At 43.4% G+C, this 11822-nt stretch carries 13 protein-coding genes; all 13 read right to left on the bottom strand.

Annotation, left to right across the window (positions count from 1 at the left end; translation table 11 throughout):
- Positions 1-133 precede the first annotated feature (133 nt).
- The 13 genes from FWJ32_RS12030 to mnmG all read right to left on the bottom strand — a co-directional run bounded on the left by FWJ32_RS12030 (position 134) and on the right by mnmG (position 11787).
- Complete coding sequence (locus FWJ32_RS12030) at positions 134-604, bottom strand: hypothetical protein (protein ID WP_149546211.1); 471 nt, start codon at positions 602-604, stop codon at positions 134-136.
- A 206-nt stretch (positions 605-810) separates the two neighbouring features.
- On the bottom strand, positions 811-1701 hold the full coding sequence (sdaAA, locus tag FWJ32_RS12035; RefSeq protein ID WP_149546212.1) for an L-serine ammonia-lyase, iron-sulfur-dependent, subunit alpha: 891 nt from the start codon (positions 1699-1701) through the stop codon (positions 811-813).
- A 10-nt stretch (positions 1702-1711) separates the two neighbouring features.
- Positions 1712-2377 (bottom strand): L-serine ammonia-lyase, iron-sulfur-dependent subunit beta, encoded by a 666-nt coding sequence (sdaAB, locus tag FWJ32_RS12040; RefSeq protein ID WP_149546213.1) that lies wholly within the window; start codon positions 2375-2377, stop codon positions 1712-1714.
- A gap of 105 nt (positions 2378-2482) precedes the next feature.
- Complete coding sequence (locus tag FWJ32_RS12045) at positions 2483-2986, bottom strand: DUF4446 family protein (protein WP_149546214.1); 504 nt, start codon at positions 2984-2986, stop codon at positions 2483-2485.
- Between the two features lie 371 nt (positions 2987-3357).
- Entirely contained in the window at positions 3358-4497 is a 1140-nt protein-coding gene (locus FWJ32_RS12050) for an aminotransferase class V-fold PLP-dependent enzyme (protein ID WP_149546215.1), read from the bottom strand.
- Between the two features lie 145 nt (positions 4498-4642).
- Positions 4643-4882, bottom strand: a complete 240-nt coding sequence (locus FWJ32_RS12055) for a PhzF family phenazine biosynthesis protein (protein WP_149546216.1) — start codon at positions 4880-4882, stop codon at positions 4643-4645.
- Between the two features lie 14 nt (positions 4883-4896).
- The gene (locus FWJ32_RS13365; protein ID WP_162523622.1) at positions 4897-5061 is read right to left on the bottom strand and encodes a hypothetical protein; all 165 of its coding nucleotides are present in this window, start codon (positions 5059-5061) and stop codon (positions 4897-4899) included.
- An 11-nt stretch (positions 5062-5072) separates the two neighbouring features.
- Positions 5073-5276: a hypothetical protein gene (locus FWJ32_RS12060; RefSeq protein WP_203227764.1), complete on the bottom strand. Its 204-nt coding sequence runs from the start codon at positions 5274-5276 to the stop codon at positions 5073-5075.
- A 25-nt stretch (positions 5277-5301) separates the two neighbouring features.
- A complete protein-coding gene (locus FWJ32_RS12065) occupies positions 5302-6138 on the bottom strand; it encodes a ParB/RepB/Spo0J family partition protein (RefSeq protein ID WP_149546218.1) in 837 nt (278 codons plus the stop codon).
- A 1-nt stretch (position 6139) separates the two neighbouring features.
- The gene (locus tag FWJ32_RS12070) at positions 6140-6901 is read right to left on the bottom strand and encodes a ParA family protein (RefSeq protein ID WP_149546219.1); all 762 of its coding nucleotides are present in this window, start codon (positions 6899-6901) and stop codon (positions 6140-6142) included.
- Positions 6902-8161: 1260 nt separating this feature from the next.
- Positions 8162-8974, bottom strand: coding sequence for a nucleoid occlusion protein (gene noc, locus FWJ32_RS12075; RefSeq protein ID WP_149546220.1), 813 nt, complete (start codon positions 8972-8974; stop codon positions 8162-8164).
- A gap of 230 nt (positions 8975-9204) precedes the next feature.
- Positions 9205-9909: a 16S rRNA (guanine(527)-N(7))-methyltransferase RsmG gene (gene rsmG, locus FWJ32_RS12080; protein ID WP_162523623.1), complete on the bottom strand. Its 705-nt coding sequence runs from the start codon at positions 9907-9909 to the stop codon at positions 9205-9207.
- Positions 9910-9915: 6 nt separating this feature from the next.
- Positions 9916-11787, bottom strand: coding sequence for a tRNA uridine-5-carboxymethylaminomethyl(34) synthesis enzyme MnmG (mnmG, locus tag FWJ32_RS12085; RefSeq protein WP_420837957.1), 1872 nt, complete (start codon positions 11785-11787; stop codon positions 9916-9918).
- Positions 11788-11822: the final 35 nt, after the last annotated feature.

Raw genomic sequence — 11822 nt, forward strand, 5'->3', positions numbered from 1 at the left:
AAAGCCCATATTCCCTTTAAAATTTTGAAGCTGTTTTTTATTTTTTATCCAAAAAAAGGGAGTGCCGCTAACACTTAAAAAGTGTTTTGCGACACTCCCTCTTTTTGCAAATATGATACTTTAATTGTAGCGATTATAATCCCTGATTATACCTGTACATCATGCCTGGACCTCTGTAGCCAGCACTGTATCCAAGGCCAGGCCCTGCACCGGGGCAGCCGCCGAAGTATCCAGGCGTGCTATAGGTCTTTTGATATTCATATATGCTATCTGCCTGTTCCTGGGTCAGTAGTTCATCCTCCACCAGCTTATCCAGAACATCCTTGTTGTAGCTTTTAAGTTTTTCTGTGAGGTCATCTACAGTTATACCTTTCTCGTCTGCTATCTGATAAATGGTTTTGCCCTTCTGCATCTCATCAGTTAGCTGTTCAGGGGTAAATCCAAGGATTTTTGCTATCCCATTGATTTCCACTGTATAATAGGGATTGGCACCCATCATGCCATATCCAAAACCGTTACCAAAGGGTACAGCATCAGCAGCATATACCACGGCTCCCATCAGCAGCACCACCGCTACGATAGAGATTATTATCCATTTCTTCATTTTAAACTTCTCCCTTCTTTTTTATTTTACAATTTTATTATAAACGCAGGGTTTGATAAACATTTAATGAAAATGTGATGTTTTTGTGAGGATTAATAAAAAGTATTGTTGCATATCTTAATATTTTATAAATCGTTTATTCGCTCCATATCCGTATGATATAATTATAATCGTGTGGGAGAAGTGATCTAACCTCATCAGTATCTTTAACCGTTTCTTTCCCTCTGAAAGAGTCTTTCTTTTATCTTTCTGCCCGTCGGCGTATCGGCCAGGCCACCTCTTGCTGTCTCCCTGAGCTCACAGGGCATTACCCTCCCTACCCTGTACATGGCCTCTACCACCTCATCAAATGGTATCTTAGACTTTATGCCGGCCATAGCCATGTCTGCAGCCACCAGAGCATTAGAGGCTCCAAAGGCATTTCTCTTTATGCATGGCACCTCTACAAGACCAGCCACAGGATCGCATACAAGCCCCATCACAGCCTTTAATGCAAAAGCCGCAGCATTGAGAGACATCTCAGGATTCCCACCTGCCAGTTCTGTCACCGCTGCAGCCGCCATGGCTGCAGCAGAGCCGCATTCGGCCTGACAACCTCCTTCAGCACCAGAGAGTGTGGCATTATATGCTATGGTCATCCCAACCCCCGAGGCTGTGAATAGCGCCCTTATTATGTCGTCATCGGTGCTTCCCAACATCTCTGCAGAGCTTAAAAGAGCCCCTGGTATTATACCGCAGGAACCGGCTGTGGGCGCAGCCACAATTTTCCCCATGGAGGCATTTACCTCCGAGACGGCCATTGCCCTGGCCACAGACATAGCCATGCCTGGCCCGGACAGGCCAGGCCTATCCTTTACGTACTCATACAGACGTCTTGCATCACCACCGGTGAGACCGCTTACCGACCTTATATCCTTTGTAAGGCCATCCTTAGCCGCTTCCTTCATGACATCAAGATTTTCCTTCATCTTCAGTATAACCTCTTCCCTGCTCTTTTCCGACATCTCCATCTCATGGAGTATGGTAATTTCTCCAATTGATGCCCCGTATATGTTGCATAAATTTAATAGCTCATTGCCTGTCCTAAACTCATACATGTTATCACTCCTATACAGGTTCTATCATCATTACACGGCTTATCTCATTTATCGTTTTAATCTCCTCAATGGCCTGGCCAGGCAGGACTGAATCCATCTCTATGATCATGGCAGCCTCCCTGCCCTTCTGCTGTCTGAACACTTTCATAAAAGCTATGTTTATATCATAGGCCCTTATTATTTCTGTTACCTTTGCTATAACCCCCGGCCTGTCAATGTGAGATGTGATGAGCGTTGGATAATCGCCAGTAAACTCCAGGTTGAAGTCATCAATTGCGGTTATAACTATGCTGCCTCCACCAATTGATGAACCGGTTATGCACATCCTGCCGTTTTCTCCATCCAACTCTATCATTACCGTGTTTGGGTGGGCATCCCTCAGCTCTGCGGGTATAAATTCAAAGGTAATGCCTGCCTCTTTTGCCATCTCCATGGAATCACGCAATCTATCATCTGATGGGTCCATACCAAGTATACCGGCCAACAGCGCCCTGTCTGTACCGTGTCCCCTGTATGTCTCTGCAAATGACCCATGAAGATAAAACCTCGCCGAATCTATTCGGCCGCCATAAATTCTCCTTGCTATGCTGCCTATCCTTGCAGCCCCTGCAGTATGAGAACTGGACGGACCTATCATTATCGGACCCAATATATCAAATGAAGAATATTGTTTCATAGGAACACCTCATCGAAAAATTATTTCCCGGGAAATACTTAAAAATATTAGAAATCCCTCTCCAATTTTTATTGTAGAACACTATATAGATCCCATCCACCCAACTTAGATTCCGCGCTTTCTGGCCCTGTCTATAGCCTGTATCTCCTCTGCCGACAGCGGATATCTGGAGGTACCATTTTCTATGGGCTTGGCATAAGTCACCGTGTCGTCCCTGCCGAATATTCCGGTTATGACAAACCCATTGTCGTTCAAGTCCAGTAGAGCTATAGAAAAACTCTGGTCTGAACCCATCTCTGAAAAAGCATTGTACCTTACTATACCAACCTTCTGTAGGGCAAGCTCTGTACGTTTTTCTATCTGTTTCATGCGTTCCTCAAACTCTGTAATCTTTTCAACATTGCCCTCTACTTTTCCCAAATATGAGGACAGGATATCCTCCAGGTCTTCACCGGTCCTCCCATTTATAACCCGCCTGTAGCCCTTTAAAAAACTGGAAAACCGGGCATTTAGCGCTAATATCCATATGAGTTCGATAAGCAAAAGCAGGGCCATAACAGATATAACGTATACATCATTTGACTTTATCATCTGAAGTAAATCACTCATATTATGTCACCCATCCATCTATATAATATTTACTTAGAAATACAAATTAGGACAACAATGGGGTATCTGTACAATCCATGCCGGGCATCCCCACGCTCACACCGGACAGGATGTGCTGTCATACAATGACATGACAGGTGTTGCTGCCCTCTTTGCACTCGTCAAACTGTTATAGAGCAACAGGTAGCCCATAATCGTGTCTTGTGCAGCCCATTGCCATGGTGAATTTGACATAGTTAACTTATACTTAATATATCACATTACTGCTAAAGTGCTCAATATAAAAATATAGGATAGGTTTTCAGGTTATCACCCATGTGATACCATATGCTCGTCTATAACTGCCAAGATGTCAGTATGGTGCTATTCATTTACAATTTAGCTATCCACCTTACTGCCTCTATAAGCCTATCAACCTCTTCTTCAGTTGTAAAAGGCCCCGGGCTTACACGGACTGTCCCTTGCTTAAATGTCCCTATGGTCTTGTGGGCTATTCCGGAACAGTGCAGTCCGGCCCTTACTTCTATATCAAATTCACTGTCAAGTACATATGATATCTCTGTAGAATTCATATCCCCAATATTGAATGAAACAATACCTGCGTGCCCTTCCGGATCTTTCAGACCATATACTTGAACTCCTTCAATACCCTTAAGGCCATTTATTATCATGCTGCAGAGATTTATCTCATATTCTCTAATTTTCTCAATCCCAACGCTGTTTATATAGTCTATACCGGCCTTTAAACCGGCAATGCCGGGGGTGTTCAGCGTGCCACTCTCATACCTGTCAGGCAAAATATCAGGCTGCGTGATCAGGTCAGAACGGCTGCCCGTGCCGCCTTCTACTATAGTATCCAGCTCAATGCCCTCCCGTATATATAGTCCCCCTGTCCCCTGCGGCCCCAAAAGTCCCTTATGTCCCGGGAAAGCCAGTATGTCAACGTTATCCCTGTTTACATCTATCGGTATATGCCCTGCCCCCTGGGCCGCATCTAAAAGGAATGGAATTCCATGCTTTTTTGCTATCTGTCCTACCTCCCTGTATGGCTGGATTGTTCCTGTTACATTGGAGGCCATAGTGAGGATTATAACCGCTGTGTTTGGCCTTATGGCCTTCTCTATGTCGTCCGGTGATACAAGGCCACTGCCGTCAGCAGTTACAAATGACGTCTCTACACCGATGTGTTCCAATTTTTTAAGTGGCCTGGCCACAGAGTTATGCTCCATGCTGCTTGTTACTGCATGCTGGCCTGGCCTTAATAGTCCCTTTATGGCCATATTAAGGGCATCAGTGGCGTTTGACGCAAAAATCACCCTCATAGGGTCATCTATCCCAAAAAAGTCAGACAGCGCTTCTCGACATTCTAATACTATCCTTCCAGCCTCTATAGCCATCTTGTAACCGCTTCTGCCTGGATTTGCACCCTTATTTACAATACAGTCATATACTGCCTTCGCTACGCTGTCTGGTTTTGGCCACGACGTGGCGGCATTATCAAGGTATATCATCGTACCATCTCCCGGAGCAGCGATAATTTTAGTGCAGAAATCAGCAGGTATCCACTTATCAGAGTGTTACAAGGCATTTTATGCCCTGCCGTGCACTTATCTGCAATAAACTATACTCCAGTATATGAACATAAAACTGTTTGTGTTAAACACAAAGCTCTCCTTCAACTATTATCTTTGCTGCCCCACCAACCTTTACCCCGTATCTTTCTCCTTTGGTAACCTCTACAGATATAAGACTGGGCCTGCCCATGGCTATACCCTGTTCTGCATTGAACCTCAACGGATTTTCATCGACAAGACCCGACTCCCTCAGATACATACCCAGAGCACCATTGGCGGTGCCCGTCGCCGCCTCCTCGCTTATGCCCAGTAAAGGCGCCATGTTCCTTGTCAGGATCAGGTCATCTTTATATATGTGTCAAAGGTAAACAGGTGCAGAGACTCTGCGTGAAACTCTCCTGTAAGTTCTGAAATCCTTTCCCCATCTGCCCTTAGGGAGTTTAAAACCCTCTTATTGCTCATACCTGTTATCATGTCGTTGACACCTATGGACACTATCATAGGTTCTCCTGCTATATCCTGCTCAGGTATACCGAGCAGATGTTAAAATCTACCTCATTGAGGCCTTCTTCTAAATCGAGATACCCCCTTGAGGCCAGGGCATAAAAAGCTGCAAAGTTTAAACTCTTTGGCCAGGCCTTGCATAATATCCTCTTTGGGTCCCCCAATAACAGCCCCTGCAGGGTTTCCACCAAATGTCTATCCGGTAAAGGCATCAACCCGGAAAAACCTCATATGGTATCACCCACCTATAACCTCTATTATCCTCTCCAGCTCTTCATTTGAATAATACTCTATGTAAATCTTACCACCCTTTTTCCCTGTATTTATCTGCACCTTTGTCCCCAATGCCTTTTCTAAACGGTCCTCGATATTCTTAATTATGGGGTCTTTTTTAACCTCTCTTGTCTTCTTACTTTTAGCTCTGTTTTGTTCCACCAGTTTAGATACTATTTTCTCTGTCTCCCTGACACTCAGGTCTTCATTCATCACCTTTAAGGCTACTTCATACTGTTTTGCAGGGTTTTCTACACCAAGAAGAGCTTTGGCGTGTCCGGCAGACAGCCTGCCCGCTTCCACAAACTCTCTGACCCTTGGCTCAAGGTTTAACAACCTTAAGGAATTAGCTATGGCTGGCCTGCTCTTGCCAATTATCTTCGCTATTTCTTCCTGAGTCAAGCTGTACTCCTCCATCAGCGTCCTGTAAGCCCTTGCCTCCTCGATTGGATTTAAATCCTCCCTCTGAAGATTCTCTATCAGGGCGAGTTCCATAACCTCCTCCTCGGTTATTGTCCTCACCACGGCAGGTATCTTCTCAAGGCCCGCTGCCTTTGCAGCCCTGTATCTTCTCTCCCCTGCCACAATCCTGTATCCTCCATCAGTCGGCGTCACCAGTATTGGCTGCAGAACACCATATTGCCTGACCGACTCCGTAAGTGAAGCTAAGGCTTCCTCATCGAAATCCTTACGCGGCTGATTTTCATTGGGTATAATCTCATCTATGGATATTTCATTTGCTGGCGTCGTATCGGTTTCCGGTATCAATGCCTGTAGACCCTTTCCCAGACCCTTCCTCATACTATTTCCCTCCTATTACCTCTTCTGCAAGCTCCTCATAGGCTTCCGCCCCCTTTGATTTTGGGTCATATATGCTGATTGGTTGACCAAAGCTGGGAGCCTCTCCAAGCCTTACATTCCTTGGTATTATTGAACGATATACCTTATTCTTAAAATATTTCTTAACCTCATCCACCACCTGAATTGAAAGGTTTGTCCTGCCGTCAAACATGGTAAGCACCACCCCTTCAATCTTAAGGTCCTTATTCAGGTTTTTTTGCACAAGTTTTATTGTGTTCATAAGCTGTGTCAATCCCTCCAGCGCATAATACTCACACTGAATAGGGACCAGAACAGAATCCGCCGCTGTAAGGGCATTCAATGTCAGAAGTCCAAGGGACGGTGGGCAATCTATCAGGATATAATCGTACTCATCCCTTACCTTTGAGAGTGCATCCTTCAGCCTGTACTCTCTTCTCTCCAGGCCAACCAATTCAATCTCCGCACCAGCCAGCTCTATATTGGCAGGCAGCAGAAACAGACGCTTATAATCTGTACTTATAATACTATTTTTGATCTCCTCACTGTTTAAGAGGACATCATATGTTGTCTTTTTCAACTTCTCCTTGTTAATGCCAATACCACTTGTTGAATTTCCCTGTGGGTCTATATCCACCATCAGTACCCTCTTACCCTTTGCGCTGAGATTGCTACTTAAATTAATCACTGTTGTTGTCTTCCCTACTCCACCCTTTTGGTTGGCTACCGCCATAATCCTACCCATATAATATCCTCTCCTTAGGAATGTACTTCTCTGTATATTCACATCCATTAACAGCGGTTGATGCATTGAAATTTAGCCTTATTCAGTTCTTTATTGCTGTGATAGCAACCATGAAACCAAAAAGTTGATAAGTTTATAGCCGCAGGTATGCTATGGACGTCTATTCCATGGATATGCATTTTTAACTACAGTCCGTCTATTATCCGTCTATTATTAAGGATATATATCCTTTCTGGCCACACCGGGAATATGCCTTAAAAAACATGTGGACATCGGTGTTTCGTACCTGTCATATACCTTTATACTCTCTCATTCCCTGTCCGTCAATAACTGTTTCTTTATATAAGATTATATCATTGTTCCTCGTGGAACAAAAGGACAAATATGTAAAACAGAGTGATTAACCTGCTAAAGGCCCTTCTTTCTACCCTTGTGATAGCCTTTATGGTAAAGCCTGGCAATAAGGCACAACCCTATACATCTTTATGGTCTCCAGGTCAGGTTATCCCAAATTAATATCTATCGGCTTGGTACTGCTTTAATATCAAGCTCTGTTATTTCGATATTCCTGGGTTTACATTTAAATGAATGCGCGCCTGAGGACCTTATAGGATACGCAGGTGCAATTGTATCCTTTATTTTTAGAACTATGCTTTTAGTGAATAAACATTGGACTGATGTGGCCTCTGAACACTGGTCCTCTCGACAACCTGTCACTATTGATACGAGATTTCCCCATAGGCAGGTTTTAGAACTGAAACAAAAGTGATTCCATTGTCAACATTATCTATACTTCTACAGTGATTCCGGTCGTGGTCTTAACCATAAGAAAGTATAATTCTTTCTTCTGGTATTTTTATATACGCCCGTAATCTCTACGCTTTTTTGCATTTAATCTGTGCAGTTACTTTTCTCAGCATATCGTATTATACATGTTCTTTATTTTTATTCCTCTGATATGATGCGGATAAATCAAATACAGGCGTTCCAGTTCATGTTAATCATATTCTACCTACAAATTATCAATGTGTTCGAGGCTGTTGCCTGATTGTGCGCAAAACATATATCATCCAAAATATCTAAGCAAGGACATTGATTTCATCGCTAATTATTAAGGAATCTTTAAACTGTAAAATATACCCACATCATGTTTTAAGACAAGCCACAAATGATTAGATATAGCGGAAATATATATAGGACTGCATATAAAATTATAGCCACTCTTTTAAGTGGCATATGTTTCATGTGAAACACTACTGATTATTGATTTATAGGAACCTTTACCACAAATTCAATGTATTCCTCCGACTCCCTTTGCTCAAGACTGGCTGAAATACCCGACTTGTTCATAAGGTCTACTGCTTGTTTGAATGTATTGATATAAATGCGGAGGTCCTTTAATGCCTTTTTTACAGACTGCTTGTGTATTTCCTTCGGGCTGTTTGCTTTTTTTATGTTATTAATGTACTTATCAATAAGTGCTTCAGACTCTTTAACATTTAACCCTTTTTTAACGATCTGTTCAAGGACCATAAGCTGACTTTCCTCGTCGGGCAGCCTCAAAAGTGCTCTGGCATGGCGCTCTGTCAGGTTATTTTTTATGATGATACTCCTTATCCTGTCAGAAAGCTTCAACAATCTGAGCTTATTGGCAATTGTAGACTGACTCTTAGAAAGCCTTCGAGCCAGTTCCTCCTGCGTTAGGTGATGGTCTTGTATAAGGTTGTAGTATCCCTCTGCCTCCTCCAAAAAATTAAGGTCTTCTCTCTGAAGGTTTTCCAGAAGGGCTATAACTGCTGAATCTTCATCCACAACGTCAATTATAATTGCAGGGACATCTTTCAACCCAGCCATTTGAGATGCCCTAAGTCTTCTCTCACCACTCACAAGTTCATACGAGTCATTGGAAATTTTCCTCAATGTTATTGGTTGTAGGACGCCATAATTTTTAATGGATTCCGAGAGTTCCTGCAGAGAAGCCTGAGACAGCAGCTTTCGCGGTTGATATGGGTTTGGTCTTATCATCTCAATGGGTATATAGCTGATGGTCCTCTGGGCGTCGGCATTTAACATAATACCACCTTCTTTCAGTAAAGTATAAAGCGTCAGTCATAGATACTAGGAAATCAATGGTATTTGATTGTCAACCATACTCCGCTGTCATGCTGATGCAATAGGTCAACCACATCAAAGATTGTAGAGAACAATCATCAGGTAACAATATACAATAAGACACTCCACAGCTATTATATTATATTGTTTCGACATACAAATGTAAATTCCTGCTAATATGGAAAAAAAAGTTAAAGTGGTTTCTTTGAGATCCTCGCCGATGGCCTTGGGTATAGACCCTTTGTCTCAGCAATCTTTCTTATCACAATAAGAGAGTGGGTTATACCGCTTTCAGGCAGGTTATATTTATAAACACTCTCAACCCTTGCAGAAAGTGTATTAAGAGCACCCGCAGCACTGTCTATCTCTTCTTCAGGAGATGGACCCTTATAGGCAACCATACGCCCTCCAACCTTCAGAAGTGGTACAGAGTATTCCAATAAGACATTCAAACTGGATACAGCTCTTGAAAACACAACATCATAACTTTCTCTCAATGAGGGGTCATGACCTGATTCTTCCGCCCTTTTATCATATACGGTGCCATCGATTCCCAAAATTTCAATAGTCTCCTTCACAAAGCGTGCTTTTTTCTTGATTGACTCCATATAGTCCATCTCGGTGTCCGGTACCATTACCTTTAACGGGATACCGGGAAAACCAGCTCCTGTGCCAATATCTATACACTTTAAACCGTTAATATCCATAAAAAGAAGGGGTGAGACGGAGTCACATATATGCTTTATTATAAACTCCCTCTCGTCGACAATGGAGGTAAGGTTCATCACCTTATTTACTTCCATAACCCTGTCATAATATTTTTCCAATAGTTCCACATGAAACGGTGGCCTGACTCCAAAAACAGTTAATGCATGCACTAAAAAATCTTTATCCATCATCAATCACCCTTTAAAACGGAGGTACATCAAGAGCACCGATATATCAGAAGGAGATACTCCAGAAATTCTCGAGGCCTGGCCAACATTTACTGGCCTGATTTTGGAAAGCTTTTGTCTTGCCTCCAAACTTAAACCGGCTATGCCGTTATAGTCTATGTCAGGTGGTATCTGCTTATCCTCCAGCCTCTTGAAACTTTCAATCTGCTCTGCCTCTTTTTTAATATACCCCTCATATTTGATTTCTATCTCAATGGATGGAATTACTGACTGTAATATGTCATCAGGCCTACCATAATCAATGACCTTGAGGTTTTCATATGTGATTTCGGGCCTCTTCAAAAGTTCATACAGGCTTATACCAGACCTTATCTCACTGCTCCCAACCCTCTGCAGGAAGTTTATGACATCAGATGTAGGAGAGACCCTTGTCCTCTTAAGCCTTTCAATCTCATCATAGATTTGAGACTTGCGTCTCAAATAACGCTGATACCTTTCTTGGGAGACCAGCCCTATCCTGTACCCTTTTTCTGTAAGCCTGAGGTCTGCATTGTCATGCCGTAAAAAGAGCCTGTATTCAGCCCTTGAGGTCATCATACGGTACGGTTCATTTGTACCCTTGGTCACAAGATCATCTATCAGAACACCAATGTAAGACTCACTCCTGTCTAGGATAAATGGTGGTTCACCTCTCAGTTGCAGTGCTGCATTGACCCCAGCCATGATACCCTGGGCAGCGGCCTCCTCATATCCCGAGGTTCCATTCACCTGTCCTGCAAAAAACAGGCCATGAATATCTTTCAATTCCAGCCACGGCGTAAGCTGTGTAGGGTCTATGCAGTCATACTCTATAGCATAAGCATCCCTCATGATCCTGACATTTTCCAACCCCGCAATGGTCCGCAAAAAGGCGTGCTGGACATCCTCAGGCATGCTGGTGGACATACCCTGCACATACATCTCATAGGTGTTTATACCCTCCGGCTCAATAAAGATCTGGTGTCTCTCCTTATGTGGAAACTTAACAACCTTATCCTCTATGGAAGGGCAATACCTCGGGCCAATACCCTCGATCTTACCGCTATAAAGAGGTGAACGGGACAGGTTTAGCCTGATCACTTCATGTGTCTTTTCATTGGTATAAGTAAGATAACATGGTATCTGCAAGACATCAACCCTGTCATTAATATACGAAAAAGGCTGCGGCGTCTCATCCCCTGGCTGTATGACCATTTTGTCAAAGTCTATTGTCCGTCTGTCAACCCTGGGTGGTGTGCCTGTCTTAAACCTCATCAGCTTCACACCCAGCCGTTTAAGGCATGAGGAAAGCTCCGTGGCAGGATAAAGTCCATTGGGGCCACCACTGTATCTCACATCGCCAATTATAATCTTTCCATTGAGATATGTGCCTGTGGTAACAATGACAATTCTGGCTCCATAAAATGCGCCGGTCATCGTCAGCACCCCCGAGACCCTCCGGCCATCTACCTTTATTTCAACAACTTCTCCCTGAATGACATCCAGGTTTGGGGTCTTTTCCAGGGTGTATTTCATTGAAAACTGGTATGCTTTTTTATCGCACTGGGCCCTTAATGCCTGGACTGCAGGTCCTTTACCGGTATTTAACGTCCTTACCTGTATCATTGTCTTATCCGTATTTACACCAATCTCGCCACCAAGTGCGTCCACCTCACGGATGAGATGCCCTTTGGCAGGACCTCCCATGGCAGGATTGCATGGCATCATGGCTATACTGTCTAAATTTATGGCAAAAATAGCAGTCTTAAATCCCATTCTGGCAGTGGCCAGGCCAGCTTCACATCCGGCATGTCCGGCCCCAACCACCACAACATCATAATCAGCAACCTTAAACACGATATCACCTACCAACATTTGGAATAAAACTCATGCCA

The organism is Calorimonas adulescens (assembly GCF_008274215.1).
Lineage (GTDB): Bacteria > Bacillota > Thermoanaerobacteria > Thermoanaerobacterales > UBA4877 > Calorimonas > Calorimonas adulescens.

Excerpts from the sequence above, each read along its gene's own strand:
- FWJ32_RS12030 (WP_149546211.1), bottom strand. The coding sequence starts at position 604 with ATGAAGAAATGGATAATAATCTCTATCGTAGCGGTGGTGCTGCTGATG.
- sdaAA (WP_149546212.1), bottom strand. The coding sequence starts at position 1,701 with ATGTATGAGTTTAGGACAGGCAATGAGCTATTAAATTTATGCAACATA.
- sdaAB (WP_149546213.1), bottom strand. The coding sequence starts at position 2,377 with ATGAAACAATATTCTTCATTTGATATATTGGGTCCGATAATGATAGGT.
- FWJ32_RS12045 (WP_149546214.1), bottom strand. The coding sequence starts at position 2,986 with ATGAGTGATTTACTTCAGATGATAAAGTCAAATGATGTATACGTTATA.
- FWJ32_RS12050 (WP_149546215.1), bottom strand. The coding sequence starts at position 4,497 with ATGATATACCTTGATAATGCCGCCACGTCGTGGCCAAAACCAGACAGC.
- FWJ32_RS12055 (WP_149546216.1), bottom strand. The coding sequence starts at position 4,882 with ATGGCGCCTTTACTGGGCATAAGCGAGGAGGCGGCGACGGGCACCGCC.
- FWJ32_RS13365 (WP_162523622.1), bottom strand. The coding sequence starts at position 5,061 with ATGATAGTGTCCATAGGTGTCAACGACATGATAACAGGTATGAGCAAT.
- FWJ32_RS12060 (WP_203227764.1), bottom strand. The coding sequence starts at position 5,276 with ATGCCTTTACCGGATAGACATTTGGTGGAAACCCTGCAGGGGCTGTTA.
- FWJ32_RS12065 (WP_149546218.1), bottom strand. The coding sequence starts at position 6,138 with ATGAGGAAGGGTCTGGGAAAGGGTCTACAGGCATTGATACCGGAAACC.
- FWJ32_RS12070 (WP_149546219.1), bottom strand. The coding sequence starts at position 6,901 with ATGGGTAGGATTATGGCGGTAGCCAACCAAAAGGGTGGAGTAGGGAAG.
- noc (WP_149546220.1), bottom strand. The coding sequence starts at position 8,974 with ATGTTAAATGCCGACGCCCAGAGGACCATCAGCTATATACCCATTGAG.
- rsmG (WP_162523623.1), bottom strand. The coding sequence starts at position 9,909 with ATGGATAAAGATTTTTTAGTGCATGCATTAACTGTTTTTGGAGTCAGG.